16 protein-coding genes are annotated in these 16,533 nt (G+C 54.2%); 11 read left to right on the forward strand and 5 right to left on the reverse strand.

The genetic code is table 11. The annotated features are described in order from the left end of the window. Positions 1 to 5: 5 nt before the first annotated feature. Together K1558_RS11125 and K1558_RS11130 are read left to right on the forward strand one after the other, a co-directional pair. Complete coding sequence (locus tag K1558_RS11125; RefSeq protein WP_238651639.1) at positions 6 to 512, forward strand: DUF4178 domain-containing protein; 507 nt, start codon at positions 6 to 8, stop codon at positions 510 to 512. A 112-nt stretch (positions 513 to 624) separates the two neighbouring features. Continuing rightward, positions 625 to 1,917, forward strand: coding sequence for a molybdopterin molybdotransferase MoeA (locus K1558_RS11130; RefSeq protein ID WP_238651640.1), 1,293 nt, complete (start codon positions 625 to 627; stop codon positions 1,915 to 1,917). A 265-nt stretch (positions 1,918 to 2,182) separates the two neighbouring features. Here the strand turns inward: K1558_RS11130 and map are convergent, their stop codons facing one another. The 4 genes from map to xerS all read right to left on the reverse strand — a co-directional run bounded on the left by map (position 2,183) and on the right by xerS (position 5,747). Continuing rightward, positions 2,183 to 2,932, reverse strand: a complete 750-nt coding sequence (gene map, locus K1558_RS11135; RefSeq protein ID WP_238651641.1) for a type I methionyl aminopeptidase — start codon at positions 2,930 to 2,932, stop codon at positions 2,183 to 2,185. A 24-nt stretch (positions 2,933 to 2,956) separates the two neighbouring features. After that, positions 2,957 to 3,577, reverse strand: a complete 621-nt coding sequence (locus tag K1558_RS11140) for a TetR/AcrR family transcriptional regulator (protein WP_238651642.1) — start codon at positions 3,575 to 3,577, stop codon at positions 2,957 to 2,959. Between the two features lie 165 nt (positions 3,578 to 3,742). Then, on the reverse strand, positions 3,743 to 4,540 hold the full coding sequence (locus K1558_RS11145) for a pentapeptide repeat-containing protein (protein ID WP_238651830.1): 798 nt from the start codon (positions 4,538 to 4,540) through the stop codon (positions 3,743 to 3,745). Between the two features lie 112 nt (positions 4,541 to 4,652). Beyond that, the gene (xerS, locus tag K1558_RS11150; RefSeq protein WP_238651831.1) at positions 4,653 to 5,747 is read right to left on the reverse strand and encodes a tyrosine recombinase XerS; all 1,095 of its coding nucleotides are present in this window, start codon (positions 5,745 to 5,747) and stop codon (positions 4,653 to 4,655) included. 133 nt (positions 5,748 to 5,880) lie between these two features. Here xerS and K1558_RS11155 point away from each other — a divergent pair, with 133 nt between their 5' ends. From K1558_RS11155 to K1558_RS11175, 5 genes are all read left to right on the forward strand, one after another. Continuing rightward, positions 5,881 to 6,390 (forward strand): GNAT family N-acetyltransferase, encoded by a 510-nt coding sequence (locus K1558_RS11155; RefSeq protein ID WP_238651643.1) that lies wholly within the window; start codon positions 5,881 to 5,883, stop codon positions 6,388 to 6,390. 81 nt (positions 6,391 to 6,471) lie between these two features. Next, positions 6,472 to 7,506 carry a hypothetical protein gene (locus K1558_RS11160; protein WP_238651644.1) on the forward strand — a complete coding sequence of 345 codons (1,035 nt, stop codon included), beginning with the start codon at positions 6,472 to 6,474 and terminating at the stop codon, positions 7,504 to 7,506. A gap of 185 nt (positions 7,507 to 7,691) precedes the next feature. Further along, positions 7,692 to 8,336: a TetR/AcrR family transcriptional regulator gene (locus K1558_RS11165; RefSeq protein WP_238651645.1), complete on the forward strand. Its 645-nt coding sequence runs from the start codon at positions 7,692 to 7,694 to the stop codon at positions 8,334 to 8,336. Beyond that, positions 8,326 to 9,225 carry a hypothetical protein gene (locus tag K1558_RS11170; RefSeq protein WP_238651646.1) on the forward strand — a complete coding sequence of 300 codons (900 nt, stop codon included), beginning with the start codon at positions 8,326 to 8,328 and terminating at the stop codon, positions 9,223 to 9,225. Before K1558_RS11165 ends, K1558_RS11170 begins: the two co-directional genes overlap by 11 nt. 11 nt (positions 9,226 to 9,236) lie before the next feature. After that, entirely contained in the window at positions 9,237 to 9,725 is a 489-nt protein-coding gene (locus K1558_RS11175; protein ID WP_238651647.1) for a flavodoxin domain-containing protein, read from the forward strand. Between the two features lie 532 nt (positions 9,726 to 10,257). Here K1558_RS11175 and K1558_RS11180 read toward each other — a convergent pair. Further along, positions 10,258 to 11,220 carry a Gfo/Idh/MocA family protein gene (locus tag K1558_RS11180; protein ID WP_238651648.1) on the reverse strand — a complete coding sequence of 321 codons (963 nt, stop codon included), beginning with the start codon at positions 11,218 to 11,220 and terminating at the stop codon, positions 10,258 to 10,260. Between the two features lie 101 nt (positions 11,221 to 11,321). On the opposite strand from K1558_RS11180, the gene K1558_RS11185 reads away from it, so the two are divergent. The 4 genes from K1558_RS11185 to K1558_RS11200 all read left to right on the forward strand — a co-directional run bounded on the left by K1558_RS11185 (position 11,322) and on the right by K1558_RS11200 (position 16,513). Beyond that, on the forward strand, positions 11,322 to 12,278 hold the full coding sequence (locus K1558_RS11185) for a helix-turn-helix transcriptional regulator (RefSeq protein WP_238651649.1): 957 nt from the start codon (positions 11,322 to 11,324) through the stop codon (positions 12,276 to 12,278). Positions 12,279 to 12,501: 223 nt separating this feature from the next. Next, positions 12,502 to 14,334: a cache domain-containing sensor histidine kinase gene (locus tag K1558_RS11190; RefSeq protein WP_238651650.1), complete on the forward strand. Its 1,833-nt coding sequence runs from the start codon at positions 12,502 to 12,504 to the stop codon at positions 14,332 to 14,334. Then, on the forward strand, positions 14,327 to 15,094 hold the full coding sequence (locus tag K1558_RS11195) for a response regulator transcription factor (protein ID WP_238651651.1): 768 nt from the start codon (positions 14,327 to 14,329) through the stop codon (positions 15,092 to 15,094). Before K1558_RS11190 ends, K1558_RS11195 begins: the two co-directional genes overlap by 8 nt. A 129-nt stretch (positions 15,095 to 15,223) precedes the next feature. Beyond that, positions 15,224 to 16,513, forward strand: a complete 1,290-nt coding sequence (locus tag K1558_RS11200; RefSeq protein ID WP_238651652.1) for an ABC transporter substrate-binding protein — start codon at positions 15,224 to 15,226, stop codon at positions 16,511 to 16,513. The last annotated feature ends 20 nt before the right edge of the window (positions 16,514 to 16,533 follow it).

Below are 16,533 nucleotides of genomic sequence, written 5' to 3' on the forward strand. Positions count from 1 at the left end.
GGCACTTGAGTCTGTGGACAAGAATCGGCAAGCTCTTCTCGAAGCCGGCAGCGCCAGCGGCGCCTAAGAGTATGTTAGACCTGGCTCCCGGAGACATCTGTGAGGTATCTCTGGTCACTTATGAGGTGACCGGACGGACCAAGACCAGCGGCCGCAATGCCGCTGTGCTGACGCTGCGTGACGGCAGCCAGGTCGCCTATCTGTATGTCGAAGAGCGTGAGGAGCTGCAATACAGGCTGTACCACCCGATCGACGGGCGGCTTGACAGTCCCTCTGAGGTACCGGCAACGCTGGAGCTGGATGACCGGATGTTCTACCTGGAGGAAGAATATGAAGGGTACGCAGCGGTAACCGGCCAGACGCCTTACATGAACGGCGGGGAGCAGCATGTCTGGCAATACCAGTCGGATGACTCCCGGCTGTTGCGGGTGGAATGGCAGAATGGCCGCTTCATGCTGTATGAAGGGGAAGCCGTCATTGCAGCGGATGTCCGGGTCATTCGCGGGTCTTAAGCAGAAGGCATGCGTTTGCGACAATTGAAGCTGAAGGAAGATAGGGATGCATGGTCCTGGGTTCAGGCCCGTGCATCTCTTTTGCTGTAGCTTAGAAGGAGGAGTCAGGCAAGTGGCGAACCAGGAGAATGACAACAAGGAATATACCGGGGGCAAGTTTCAACGCTCCGTGCTTCAGGTGGCGGAGGCACAGACACTGCTTAAGTCCTATGCGAAGCTTCTTTCCGTGGAAGAAGTGCCTTTGACGGCGAGCAACGGGCGGGTTCTGGGGAACGCGATTGAGGCTCCCCATCCTTTTCCGGCATTTGACCGTTCGGCGATGGACGGTTATGCCGTAATCGCGGCAGATCTTACAGCGGCAGATAAGAATAACATGGTGTGGCTGGAAGTAGTAGATGTGATCCCGTGCGGGGCGGTAGCCTCCAGAGCCGTTACACAGGGAACCGCGGCACGGATCATGACAGGCGCGCAGCTGCCGGAAGGAGCCGACACGGTGATTATGCTGGAGGCTACCGTGAGCCGGACTGACGAGGGGATCCGGTATGTGGGGATAGGGAAACCGGCGGCTCCGGGACAGCACATTACCCCTTGCGGGCTGGAGCTGAGAACGGGTGATCCGGTTCTTCCCGCAGGCCGAATCATCGGTCCTGGCGACATAGCGGTACTGGCCGCGCTGGGGGTGCCACATGTTCCGGTGCGCCGGAAACCGAAGGTGGCAGTATTCGCCACCGGATCGGAGCTGCTGGAAGTGGACGAGCCGCTGGTACCGGGGAGAATCCGCAACAGCAACTCCCCGATGCTGGAGGCGCTTATCCGCGAAGCAGGGGGAGAGCCGGTCATGCTTGGTGCAATCGCCGACGATCTGGAACTGGCCCGAAGCAAGGTACAGATGGCGCTGGAGAGCTGTGATCTGGTGATTACAACCGGGGGAGTCTCCGTCGGGGATTATGATATTATGGGCGACCTGATCCGTGAGCGGAGCGGGGACATGCTGTTCAACAAAATCGCCATGCGCCCAGGCAGCGTCACAACGGCTGCGGTGCGCGGCGGGACGATCCTGCTCGCCTTATCCGGTAATCCGGGGGCTTGCTTCGTCGGGTTCCAGCTGTTTGCCCGTCCGGTGATCGGCTTGATGCAAGGTGCTGCCCAGCCGGATTTGCCGGAATGGACCGCCTTCTTAGGGACAGACTATACACGGGCAAATACCTTTACCCGGTATGTCCGGGCCCGGCTGGAGATCCGGGAAGGCAGACTTTATGCGTATCCTGCCACCGTGGACGAGTCCTCTGTGACGGTGACGATCAAAGACAGCGATTGTCTAATCATCATCCCGCCGGATAGCGGGCCCTTTCATGAAGGAGATATGGTTAAGGTGCTTAAACTTCCCGGGGAGCTTATAGGGTAGATTGGATTGCCCTCGGCAGATCCCTGAGGCTCGTAGCGGTTCGTGGGCCGGATGTATGCTGAAAACCGAACACAATGGGCAGGGATGTTGGCGCGTGGGGCAAATGTATGTGGAAACCGACCACATTGGGTCGGCATGGGGACGCCTCCAGCAACACTCACAAACAACCACCCGGCAGCGCACCCGCTCACCCTAGCAGCACAACACCCGGTTACAAAAAGGAATCCCCTCCACTCTCTTAACAATGAGAGCGGAGGGGATCTTGTTATTGTGCCGTTAAAATCAGCGGCCCGTCAGCCGTGACTGCGATCGTATGCTCATATTGCGCCGACAGCTTGCCGTCGGCAGTTCTTGCTGTCCATTCATCATCGTCAATCGTGATCCGGTAGGTGCCCTCGTTGATCATCGGCTCAATGGTGAAGACCATGCCTTCTTTGAGGCGGACGCCTTTGCCGGCCGTACCGACATGCTCGTAGCTCGGCTCCTCATGCAGGCTCCGTCCGATGCCGTGTCCGAGCAGATCGCGCACCACTGAATACCCGTAGGATTCCGCATGTTGCTGGATGGCTGAGGTGACGTCACCCAGACGGGCACCGGGAACGGCATTGGCTATTCCCAGATCCAGGCACTCCTTGGTCACTTGCATCAACCGCTGCGCGTCCGGCGAGATCCGGCCGACCGCATAGCTTACGCATGAATCCCCGAACCAGCCGCCGTACTCAGCCACAATATCCAGCTTCAACAGATCGCCGTCCTTCACGATCCTGCTCTTAGACGGAATGCCGTGGGCCACCACATCGTTAATCGAGATGCAGGTCTCGGCAGGGAAGCCGTTATAGCCTTTGGTAAACTGCTTGCCGCCCAGCTTGGTAATATGTCTGGCCACGAAATCATTGATCTCCATGGTACTAATTCCCGGCTGAATCAGCCTGGACACCTCACGGTAGCAGTCGGCAACAATCTGCCCGGCCAGCCGCATTTCTTCAATTTCTCCGGCTGATTTCAGAATAATCATGGATTTAACCGCTCCTTATAGATTCTACAGATTCAGGACCCGGACAATCTCCCGGGCTTCTTCAGCGAGCTGTCCGCGGTGTAATGGCAGCGAAGCGCAGCCAGCCATAGCGGCCAGCAGCCATTCTGTCTGCTGGAGCTGGGCTTGTGTTGGGGCAGCCGTTGCGGCAGCTACAGCCGTTGCGCCATGCTCAACTCTCCAGCCCAGTATCTCAGCCAGCGGAGTGAGCAGCTCCCGGCGAAACGCAGCCGATAACGGGGAAGAGCGTGCTTCAGGCAGCGCGGGGAAGCCCTCGGCAGCTTGTTTATAGAGCAGATACACAGCGTGATCCTGCGCCCAGAGCTCCAAGAGCTGAACCCCCAGAGCAGCACGGTCAGGCGGCCCGGGGCGGATCGTATCCTCCGGCAGGGTCTTCAGCCATTCCCCGGCCCGGTCCAGCGCATCCCATAACAGATCGTGCAGCAAATCGCCTTTATTGCTGAAATAATGATACACCGTGCCATAGCCGAGACCAGCCTCTACAGACACATCACGGATCTCCAGCAGCGGACCTTTAACCAAGAATACATCTGCAGCAGCCATCCGGATTTGGGCCAGACGCCGGAGCCTGATTTCTTCGTTTTGTTCCTTCGTGCGGGGAGTCATTCTGTCCGTTCACCTCATTTATTTTAGACCTGCTGTAATGTCAATATAAAACAATGGCCTGAAAATAACAAGGGATTTGTGCGGAAAGCGAAAGGAGCTAAGCACCAAATAAGCCACCCGGGGAAATAAATCAGCCCGGGTGGCTTATCTAAATGCTGTATGCTGCTAGAGCCAATGCTCAGGATGTGTAAGCCCCTCCGGCAGCAGGGTGGCTGAATTGCCTTTAGCAGCCTGGAGCTGAGCTTGCGTCAGGAAGAGGGTGCCCCGCAGATCAGCCCCGCTCAGATTCGTGTCGCGGAAGTCTGCGCCGATCAGATCGGCATAACGCAGATCTGCACCACTGAGATCGGCCGCGATCAGATACGCACCACGCAGGCTGAGGCAGCGGAGATCGGCCTCGCGCAGCTTGGCGCCAATCAGGTCCGCGCCCCGGCCGTAGTTCTTCTGGCGCTTCGGCGCAGGCTGCAGCTGTGCGCGGGCTGCAGTACGGGCCTGCTCGCTGGCTTGCAGCAGCAGCTCGTTGACCTCTGCCCGGTGAACCTGCACCTCAAGCTGCAGGAGCTCTTCCGGGCGGAGCACAGTCAGCGCCTGCGTCTGCTCCGCCAAGCGCATTAGCGGCTCTTGCAGCTTCTCCGTGCCGGGGAAGGCCATAGCCTCATGCAAATACCACAGCAGCTCATGAAGCTGGCGCATGACCAGGAAGACCTCGAACATCTGCCCGGCGGTTTCCGGGGCCTGCCGCCAATCCCGCCCGCCATAGGTCAGGCGGGAGACCTTCTGGCCGGCCCCGAAGCAGTCATACACCGTGCAGCCGCGGAAGCCGCGTTCCCTCAGCCCGGTGTGAATGCCGCAGCGGAAGTCCGCCCGCAGATTGGGGCAGGGCTGGCCGGCGTTTTTGTCGATTGCAAAGTCAGAGGAAGCGGAGAAAGGGAGCGCGGCGCAGCAGAGGCCGAAGCAGCTCATACAATCAGAGTGAAGCTCATGATGCTGGATCAAAGATAATACCTCCAAGAGATTATTCAGTTATAGTTTTGATATAGCAGCAGCAGATCAGTCTAATGCCTAGGCGGACACATTAAGAGGAGGATTCATCCTCCAGCCGCCGCTCGATCGCCTCAGACATCGTTTTATCGGTAAGATGGGCATAGATTTCGGTAGTCTCAGTAGAGGCATGACCCAGCTGTTCCTTCGTGCGGTAAATATCATTCTGCAGATAATAGTCGGTGGCAAAAGAGTGCCGCAGCTTATGCACCGTCAGATAAGGCTTGCCGAACCGCTTGGCGTATTTGATGATCATCTCCTGGATCGCCCGCTTGGTCATCCGTTTGCCTTCTTTGCTGCCGTTGGGCAGAGCGATGAAGAGCGCTTTTTCCCGTTTCGGTGTCTTATACCTGCTCTGGCGGAGGCCTAGATAGAGGCTGAGATCATCCTTGGATTGCTCGCGGAAGTATACAGGAGTCTTGAAGGTCTCATCATTATGCCCCTTGCGGAAAACATAGAGCAGCTTGTTATTCAGATCCAGATCATCGACGTTGAGATTGACCACTTCAGATACACGCAGGCCGGAGTTCAGGATCAGACTGGCGATGCACGCATCCCGTTCGCGGTTGAGCTGCCAGGAATAATAAGCCTGCTTGTTAGCTTCCACATCGGTCCCATATCCATCAAAGATATAGCCCACGAACTCCAGCAGCTCCTCGTCCTCCAGGATCTTGCCTTTGAGCTTGGCGGCGGTATCCTTCGGCTTGTGAATCCGTTTGATCTCCACCTTGGCCATAATATTGCGCTTCAGCAGCGGGTAGAAATTCTCGTCCTCTGCAATCTGGCTTAAGTAATGGAACAGCGAGCGCAGCGCAGACAGCTTCCGGGATACCGTAACCCGTGTATTGGCATTCTCGGCCCGGGTGGTCAGATACAGGCGGTAGCCGACGATACTATCCATATGCAGCGTCTCCAGCTCCAGCAGGGTAATCTCAGCGTTGCTGGAAGCGGCAGACAGACCTTCACCCCGCAGCCATCCGAAAAAGGATTCATAATCGCGGATATACTCCAGCAGAGTGGAGGGAGACAGATCCGGGCGTTTATAGTCTATAAACTGCTGCACGAACCACGGCATCTGCGGCAGGCGCTGATCCAGGTGCTTGCGGTCTGTAGTTTTTTGAATACTGATGATATTCACCTTCTTTACAGTTTGCCGGTGGAGGGCTGTCTTTGTATTTTATCATGTTTTGGGCAGACCTTGCTCCTGATGATGCAAAGTTATATGATGTGTAGTAATCGAAAAATTGCAGAGGTGAACCTGGATGGAACTTGGAATCGAGCTGGTTCCTCAAGAGCAGAAGCAAGTGATTAGCAATTTGATGCAATTCTATCTGTATGACTTCACCCGTTACCTTGAGCTGCAGGTAGACCGTGACGGGCGATTCCCGTCGTATCCCGGTCTGGATGCCTACTGGAACAGCGGACGGAACAAGTTCGCTTATCTGTTCACGGCTGACGGCAGCATCGCCGGCTTTGCACTGGTGGACCGCCTGCTGCGCGACCCGGAGGGTGAATTCTATATGACGGAGTTTTTTGTGCTGCAAAAGTACCGCCGCAGCGGGGTCGGAACATGGGCGGCCCACCGGCTGTTCGATATGTTCCCCGGCAACTGGAAGGTGTCGCAGATCCGGGCGAATACCCCTGCGCGGGACTTCTGGCACCGGGTGATCGGGGCCTATACCGGCGGTGATTTTCAGGAGCGGTTCAACTCCCGTCAAGGCAATCCCAGCCAATACTTCAGTACATTAAATTCGAATAGGGTTAAAAAATGAATTCTCCCCACCCGCCATTCCCAGCCGACCATCAGCGCAACTTTCGCCCGTTGCCAGCGTCTGGTAACTGAGGTGATGATTGTGTCCAAGCACAGAAGCTTATGGGGAGCAGGCTGTATCGTTCTGGCATTAGCGGTAAGTACTGGCTGCAGCGATGAGGCGAAGCAGAATTCCCCGGGTGCCGGGAATACTGCGGTAACGGCTCAGCCATCCGCAGCGGCTACGGCCGCAGCAGGTTCAACAACACCCGCTGTAACGGCCGCTGCCTCGCCCACTGCAACAACAGCCCCGGCAGCGAAGTCAGTAAAACTGATTCCTGAGGTTCTAGAATATTCTGAGAGCGGGATCGACTATGTGTTAGATGGAGTTAATATCCCCACGGCCTTCTCAGCAGATCAGACCTTACCGCTCGGTGTGTTCCTGCCGGAGACGATGATCCGCTTCGAACTGGATGGGAGAACGGCCTGGGGGACAGCGGATAAACAGAGTTATCTTACGTTCGTTAAGCTTGGAACGGCCGAGGAGGCAGCGGGTGATGGGCAACTGGAGCCTGGCACGGACCCGAACCTGCTGAAGTACAAGGAATATGCCGGGAGTAAGCAAGAAGGTGACCAGCACGTAGAAGCGTTTGTTTTCCAAGCCAAGGATACCGCTTACCGGGCCGAGATTCACATACAGGAACAGCAAATGGATGCATTGCTGCCGCTTTTCCTATCCATGGTCAGTAATGTTGAATCCTTTGTGAAGCCGCCGCCGATTCAGTCGGGAATATTCTTTAAGGCCCCTGATGTGGGCAATAGCCCGGGCAACAAGCAGGCGCTGCGGGAGACTATGGCTTGCATTGAAGCGTGGTCTGCGCGTGATCAGGAGAAGTTCGCAGCCACAATGATAAATCAGAACCTTGAAGATGCGCTGCAATTCCTGCTGGATGAGAAGAACAGCTACCGGTTCAATGAACTGACTGTCGTGGGGATTCCCATCGAAGGAACCAAGCGGGCAGGCTTCTATATCAGCTTCACCCGCATGACTTCGGAGGGCTATATCAGGGAAGGAACGTATGAGATTTCTTTGCTGAGGAACAAGCAGGGAGAATGGAAAATCGCCAATATTGATTAACACTAAGCTTGGGATACCCGCGGGGATCTCGGGCTTTTTTACTTTTTCCGGAATGTATCAATAATCACACCCTGAAACGCTCCAGATGCTTATAATTTTCATTGAACAGTGTTCAAAATTAATACGGTGTTCAGTGATCAATATTTGATAAATGGCTGTCACAGAATTGGAGGTGTCTTATATTCATGAGTAAGGAGCAGCGAAAAGCGCAGGAGCGGGAAGCGATGCGGAATCTGATTCTGGCCACTGCCGGTGAATTAGTGAAGGAGAGGGGAATCCGGCAGCTGTCGATCCGCAAAATTGCCGAAAGGATGGACTACTCGGCGGGCAGTATTTATCACTATTTTGAGGGGAAGGACGATATTGTGGAGCAGCTTCTTCAGCAGGGCTATGCCGAGTTCATGGCCGGGCTGGTCACCGGACCAGATCCGCTCCCGGATAAAGAATCCGCGGAGGAGCAATTAAGACGTTCACTGGACCAGTATATCCGAATGACCTTCGCAGAAGATTCACCCTACCGGAATGTGATGCTGAATGATTCACCGGCTGTCCTTAGCCATACGGGAGTGTTACATCAAGGAGCTTCACAGGAGCGCAACGCAATCCGTATGCTCTGCAGCAATCTGCGTCAATTCAAAGGGATGCGTTCGCGCAGTGATGAAGAGATTGAGCTGACCGCCCAGGTCATCTGGAGCGCAGCCTTCGGGCTGAGCATGAGACTGACTGTGGAGAAGCATCTCCCGGAGGTACAGAAGGAGGCACTAATTGCACGTCATATTGACGCAATGGTGCATATTGCACGTGGGCAGGAGGAGCGGGATGAGGCATAGCAGATCTGTAAGTATTTTAACGTTCATAGTCATAGCTCTCAGCATTGTTGCTTCAGCCGTCGGGTTGTTCTCAGGCAGCAGCGCTGACAAAGAAAAAAGTCATCCATTCTACACCTCCATCCGGGGAGAACAAGTGGAGCTGTACGGAAGCGGAATTTACAAGGATGATTCTCTATCCGCGGCATCTCAGGCGATTGCCCAGGATGGCGTTACCCTAGCGGCGGGAGTTCCCTTGCTGCTCGTATCGCTGCTCCTCAGTCTCAGAGGAACGATCAGAGGGCGGCTGCTGCTGGCCGGGGCGCTTGGATACTTCACGTATACGTATGCTTCATACTGTTTTCTGGCTATGTATAATGAACTGTTTCTGGTCTATGTCATGCTGTTCTCGGCTAGTTTATTTGCGTTTATACTCGTATATCGCTCATTGGAGCGGGACGGGGTGCCGATGAACCCCAAGCTCCCGGCAGTAAGCATCGGCTTCATTCTGCTGCTGATCGCCTTCCTCATTATCATGTTATGGCTGGGCCGGATTACCGGCGCCTGGCGGCAGGGGATTCCACCCGAGGGGCTGGAGCATTATACCACGCTGGTCATTCAGGCACTGGATTTAGCCGTCTTGCTTCCCATTATGGTCCTTACAGGTACTATGCTCATCCGCAGGAAGTCTTACGGGTACCTTCTGGCTCCAGTTGTCCTGGTAAAAGCAGCCACCCTGCTGACCTCCATCTCTTCCATGATTATTGGGATGCTGAGGGCGGGAGTGCATGTCTCCATTGTCGAGGTGATTTTGTTTCCAATGTTCAATGTGGCCGTGATCTGGTGTCTAATCCTTGTACTGCGTAATGCTAAGGAACCCGGACAACCCGCAGGCCCATTATCCATAGAATAGAGGCGGAAACCATGAACAATCGGATCTTGATCGTGTACGCCAGCAAATACGGCTGTACCGAAAAAGCTGCATTACTGCTGCAAACTAAACTGAATGGGGCGGAGGTGGTAAATCTGCGTTATGCCAAGGTCCCGGAACTGGCTGCCTATGACACCGTGATTCTGGGCGGTTCCATCTACTATGGCAGAATCCGTAAGGAGATGGCTGCATTCACAGCTAAGCATAAGCAGGAGCTGGTGGAGAAACGGCTCGGACTGTTCATCTGTGCAGGAATGAGCGGCGAGAAGGGGGAGCAGGAGCTGAAGCAGGCCTATCCTGACGTCATCTACAACAAGGCGTTTGCTAGGGAAGTGATGGGGGATGAGGTATATCCGGACCGGATATCTGCTCTGGACAAGTGGATTCTGCGGATGGTGAAGGGCAAAGAGCACAAAACAGGAGGCGGGCTTGCGTTGGATAAGCTGGAGCGCTTCGCGCTTAGGATGTCGGCAGGAGGGTAACAAAGCACCATAATAAATATTATGTCAACTTCAAAGCGATAACTTAATTGGACCAAGAAGAAAACGCGCTAAAACGAAGCATGAAAAACGAAGCAGCCCCAACGAATCTGTTACAACCTCTTATAACCATATTTCAATATATGAAAAATTCATAATAGAAAAAGCAAAAAATCAGCTCCCTAATCATTACGCGCAACTCCAAGCTTCTTTATACCTAATAACTGAATACACGGAAAAAGTGTGGCAACCCCCTACACAACAAACCATCGATGTCAAGCCTTCCGGGCAAAATAGGTACCAGGCATGAATCAGCCTCAGCGGAGTTAAGGAGCGGGTGACAGGTGAAGGAAATACGTGGAAAAATGTATCTTATTTCAGCGGTTTCCGGTGGAACTCCTGAAGCAATTGGAAAAACAGCATCTACTGGAGGCGATGTTGCGTAATTGCCGGGAATGCGCCTGAAGAAGTGCCATTTTTCCAACTGTTATCCCAGCAGGGGCGATTCGTCCATAAGCAAATGTAGAAAATCCAACTACTTCCCGCCCCTAGTAGCTGTGTCCGCAGTCAGTATATCCGTAATCCGGAAGGCCACCTTCAGTGACTTCAGCGCCTGTCGCAGCGACAGGTTGGAGTCCGTCCCGTTACGGAGGCATAGGAGGGCGTGGCGTAGGCTTTTTGCATAAGGATCATTAGGAATTAGCGGGATAGCCGCTTGACCCCCGGAAGTGTATGCGGTAAGGCTGGCCTCAAGCACTCCATTCGCACCACTGCACTCATGGAACTCCAGCTTCGCGTGCTCGAAATAAGCTTCATACCCGATAGTAAAAGGATAACTCCCCGGCATCAGTGAAGAAACGGTGAGCTGTGTACTCCACTTGGGCTGCAGGAAGGAGGCCAGGACCAGCGCCTGTCCATCCTTGCCCCCGGAGGTCCCCCAGACCGCAGAAGGTACAGGTGAATCCATCAGCCAAGCGATGAAATCCAGCTCATGAATCATCAGCTTGGGGGCGATGGCCGAGAGGCCCAGATCCCCCCAGAGCGGAGCGGTCTCCCGGCGCATACTGAGATGCAGCAGCTTCCCGTAGGTCTCCTCACGTACCGCCTGCTCCAGGTATTCATAGGCATAATCGAATTTGATGAATTGATTGACGAGAACTCTGCGCCCGGTCCGCTCTTCCGCCTGAAGCAGCGTTTCACCATCTTCCAGCCCCAGCACCGCCGGAGTCTCGCAGAATACATCTTTTCCCCGGTCCAAGGCTTCCAAAGCATAACGGGTATGAAGCGCAGACGGCAGACAGATATCTATTACGTCGATCGATGGATTAGACAGAATGTCCTCAGCGTCCATCGTTATTTCTACTCCCAGCTCCTCCTTGAGCTTCCGCAGCTTGCCTTCATTCCTCCCAAACACTATGATCCGGTCCACAAACTCCATCTGCTTCAAAAGCGAAGCGTGATAAGCCCCGAATCCTGTTCCCAATACGCCGATATTCATTTACAACAGCTCCTTACTTTTGATACATTCATCATAACGTTTCATTGTTGACAACTGAGTGGCAAGAATTAGTTGCCGGATAAAAGGTTAGGGGGCGTGAGATGAGGCTGCACCGATTGATTGCGATCCTGTTACTGGTTGAATCCCGGGGCAAAATGAAGGCCAAAGAGCTGGCCGAGGCGCTGGAGACCTCCGTCCGTTCGATCTACAGGGACATTGATGTCCTGGCGGAATCGGGCATTCCGCTTGTCGCTACACCCGGGCCAAACGGCGGGATTGCGCTGATCGAAGGGTACACGGTGAATCTGCGGCGGTTGCATGGGGAAGAGGTGGTGCAGCTTTTTTTGACGGGAAGGGGTATGCCTGCGGGCGGATCTACCGGGACCAGTCTGCTGCTGCAAAATGCACTATTGAAGCTGGAGGCAAGCTTGCCCGATCATTATCAGGAGGATATCCGCACCGCGTTAAGCCGATTCCTGTTCGATGCTGAACCTTGGTGGAGCGCACAGCCTGAGGTGCCCTATCTGGAGGCCTTGCGGACGGCGGTGTGGAGAGGGAGGAAGCTCATGGTAGAATACCGCAAGGGAAGTGGGGAGAACTCGCTGCGGAAGCTGCATCCTTACGGGCTGATCGTGAAGCAGGGCGAGTGGTATCTGGCGGCTTATTGTGAGCGGGCAAGGGATGTCCGTACATTCAAGTGTGAGCGGTTTACCGCTGTAACGGTGTTGGACGAGACCTGCACAATTCCTGAGCAATTTTCCCTTCAGAAGTACTGGAGTCAAGCGGAGCGGGCCTTCATTCATGCCAGCAGAGAGCGGGAGGTCTATCCGGTGATCCTTCGTACTCGCGTTAAGAATGAGCAGGTGTTACAGGGACTGGAGGTCATGAACATTGAAGCGGACGGAATTGCCCGGCTTGTGACTGTGAATATGTACGATTATAGCTCGGCCTGTATGAAGGTTATGCCGTTATTGGTCCAAGCTGAAGTCGTGGGGCCGCCGGAGCTGAGAGAGTATGTGAGCCATCATGTGCAGCTGTGGAACAGAATATATAATTGAATTATGTATTTGAGACATAATAAATATTATGTTAACCATATGCGACGATCGAAGAGTAGACACAACAAACCCCAAACCCCGCTAACAAGCAGGTATGGGGTTTATTTCCTGTGCCGTTCCATACCTTTTCCAAAAACAAGAGGATAGAATTCATTAGCAGACCATTATACGATAAACTGTAGTAGACTCGATGTCAGATTACATAACAAAAGGTGGGCTTGAGATGCTGAAGGGGCTGATCGTCCTTTTGAAAAGAAGTAAAATGCGCACCAGGCTGCTGCTCCTGTTCACCATGCTGACCCTGCTTCCGCTAAGCGTGCAAGCAATGGTGACGTACCGTCATTTCTCCTCCACCCTGAACGAGAAAACAAAGCAATATACGGTAGATATCGCCGGACAAGCCAATGCCAATCTGGACCGGCTGCTGAAGGATCTGGAGCGGTTGTCGCTGATGCCGCTGTACGACGAGCAGGTACTGTCTATTCTGGCTAAATACAATGGTTCTATGGGCTCAGGAAGATGGGCGCTGTCCGATGATTATCAGAAAATGAAGCTATATACCTCCGCACAGGCCTACGACCGGCCGGAAATCCGCGGCATTCATCTGCTGAGCAACAGCGGAACCCTGTTCTCCAACGTGGAACCGCTGGCAGTCAACACCTCGTGGGACGGCAGGCGCGATGATTGGTTCAGTGCCCTGGAGAGATCGGACGGGGAGTGGCTCATTCTTCCCCCACACCATCCCTCTTACTATGCCAGTACCGACCCCTCTGCTTATATTTCGGTAGCCCGGGTGATCAAAGAACCGAGAACGCTGAAGCGTCTCGGTTACATGCTCATCGATGTTAAGCAGGAGGCCTTCGGCTCTGTTTTCTCCAAGCTGAAGATTGAGCAATCCACGAGCCTGATGATCATTGACAGTGGTCAGCGGCTGCTATATGAGCAGAAGCCGGATAACGGGCAGTCGGCTTACAGCGAGCTTATGGGCTCCGGGCGGATCAGGGCGCTGCATGGCGGGGAGCGGGAAAGGCTGGGAGGGACGGATTATTTGTTTGTCAGTCATAAATCCCCGTATTCGGGCTTGTCCGTCATCGGTTTGACTCCCATCGGAGTCATTCAGAAGGAGTCGCGCGCGCTTATGATCTTTGCATTATGGCTGGCCCTCTTTTGCCTCGTGACGGTGCTGCTGCTGGCTTATGCGGTCTCGTATCGTATCACCCTCCCTTTGGTAGAGCTGAAGAACAATATGTCAAGGGTGGAGCGGGGCGATTTCAACAAGCGGATCAGTCCGCTGGGGGGCGATGAATTCGGGCAGCTCGGGCGCGGGTTCAACAAGATGATGGATGAGATCAACCGTCTGTTTCATGAGGTGCTGGTCACCCGGCTCCGGGAAAAGGAGGCTGAGCTGTCTGCCCTGCAGAGCCAGATTAACCCGCATTTCATCTATAATACGCTGGAATCAATCAATATGATGGCTGTCCGGCGCAGGCATGATGAGGTATCGGATATGGTATCCGCCCTGGGCAAGCTGCTTCGCTACACGATTGACAAGGCCGGCCGGCTCGTATCGCTTGGGGAGGAGATCACGTTCGTGGACTCCTATGTCCGTATCCAGCAGATCCGCTATGGCGGCAAGCTGACGGTTCATAACGAGATTGAAGAGGAAGTGCTGCATTTACGTATTCCGAAGCTTACCATTCAGCCGCTGGTGGAGAATGCCATCGAGCACGGCATTGCCGGGCGTGAAGCAGGCGGGACGATCTGGGTGTCTGCGCTGCGTTTTGACAATGAGCTATTGATTACGGTCCGCGATGACGGGAATGGATTAGAGGAAGAGGAGCTGGCCGCGCTGAACCGGGAGATTGAACAAGATCCTTCCATGGAATCGCTCAGACGCAGCGACGAAGAGAGTCTCGGGCTGCGCAATATCGGCCAACGGATCAAGCTGCTGTACGGGGAAGGCGGGAGCCTCACGGTTGACGGAAGTCCGGGGCAAGGGCTGGCCGTGACCATTACGATAACAATACCGGAATCAGGGGGAGAAGAAGATGTATAAAGTGCTGCTCGTAGAGGACGAGATCGTAATCAGACAGGGGATGCGTGAGCTGATTAGCCGGTCGGCGCCTTTTTTCGAGGTGACGGCGGAAATGCCGGGCGGACGGGAGGCGCTCCTGTACTTGAAGTCCGAGCTGCCGGATGTGATGATCACCGATATCCGTATGAAGGAAATGGACGGGCTGGCGCTGGCCGCGAAGGTGAAGTCAATGTATCCCGAACTGCTGGTCATTATTGTGAGCGGATACGGCGAATTTGAATATGCCCAAAAAGCCATTGAATACGGCGTTCTTCATTATCTGCTGAAGCCGGTCGAACGTCATGAGCTGGTCAGTGTACTGGAAAAAGCACGGCTGCTGCTCGATAAGCGTCATGGTCTTGGTTCCCTGGAACAGTCTACCGAACCGCTCCGGGTTGAAGGCGGAGGAGATACACGCAAGATCATACGGGATGTTAAGGAATATGTCAGGCTCCATATCGACGGTGATCTGCGGCTGCAGACAGTGGCATCGCATGTTAATCTGAACGCTACATATCTGAGCCAGCTATTTAAGGGGGAAGCGGGCTGCAATTATTCCGACTATGTGACCGATTCCCGGATGGAACGTGCCAAATGGCTGCTCAGCCATACCCAGCTCAAAATCTATGATGTCGCCCGGCTATCCGGCCATCAGAGTCCGAAGCATTTCATGCTGGTGTTCAAGCAGCAGACGGGGATGACGGCAGGAGATTACCGTAATCAATTTAATCATCAAGAATGAAATGTCAGTTAATCTAACGCAAATATAAATATAACGAACCTTTCCTGAATTCTGGGTGATTTATCCGCCGGATTTGTCTCCTTTATACTAGAAGAGTCATCAAAACTAACATATCAAAGGGGGATATTCATGAAAAAAGCAGGAGCAGTGCTTCTCTCAGCCTTGCTGCTGGGCTTAACGGCAGGCTGTGCCAAGCCCGAAGCAAGCGGAAATGCAGGGAGTCCCGGGAAACAGGAAGACGTGGAGTTGAAGTTTCTGATGTGGGGCAATCAGGGGCATATGGATGTGTACAACAAGCTGATCGAGCAATTCGAAGCAGAGAATCCGGGCATCAAGGTGACCATGGATTCCGTTCCCTTCACTGATTATCAGCAGAAAATATCGGTGCTGGCCGCCGGGAAATCGCTGCCGGATATCGCCTGGGTGTCAGAGCGGATGATCCCGCAGTTCAAGGCCAACGGTATTCTGGCCGACGTTTCCTCCTTTAAAGACGATACCTCCTTCAAATTGGACGATTACATTCCGAGCACGCTGGATTTGTTCCGGGACGGAGATCAGCTGCTGGGCCTGCCGTTCTCGACTCCGCCGGTGGTCATGTTCTACAACAAGACGCTGTTCGACAAGGCCGGTCTGTCAGACCCGAATACGCTGGCTGCTCAAGGAGAGTGGACCTGGAAGACCTTCGAGGAATTAGCCAAAGCGATTTCGGTCAAAGACGCCGGGAGCCGGGTGTACGGCGCGAATTTCTTCCGCGACTGGAAAACCTGGGCCATTCTGTCCTCGTACTCCTGGTCCTATGGAAGCGGCCCGTTCAATGAGGATCTGACTGCATTCACCTGGAATGACCAGTATGGCGTGGAGACGATGGAGCTGCTGGAGCGGATGATGTTTACGGACGAATCCCACCCCAAAGCAGGCGAACAGATCAGCTTCGACGCAGGCAATCTGGGGATGTTTTTTGACAATTACAGCTATGTCTCGAAGGCGCGTGATATCACTGGATTCGAATGGAGCATTGCGCCGATGCCGTCCGGCTCCGCAGGCAGTGTTCCGATGCTGGGCCAAGCGGGCTATACGCTGTTCAAGGACAGCAAACACCCTGAGGAAGCCAAAAAGCTGCTCAAATTGTTCGCCAGCCAGGAGGGTATTGAAGCGACATCCACGTATTTCGTGCCGCCGCGTACATCTGTGCTTAATTCCGATGCGTTCCTGAATCAGCCGAACAACCCGCCTGCCGAGCATATCGTGCAAGCCGTTATCGATGAAATGCCGAAGGCGCGCATCATTCCGGGCCACATCCGCTGGCAGGATATCGACAATGCGGTGCTGCAGGGCTTTGACCGCCTGTTTGGCCAATCAGCGTCCGCCAAGGATAACATGAAGCAGATGCAGACTGATGTCGAGGCGATTTTGAAATAAGAGTGCGGGCTGGGAGGAGC

Origin of the sequence: Paenibacillus piscarius, assembly GCF_022234545.1 — a bacterium.
In the GTDB taxonomy this organism is placed as follows: Bacteria; Bacillota; Bacilli; order Paenibacillales; family Paenibacillaceae; genus Paenibacillus_AQ; species Paenibacillus_AQ piscarius.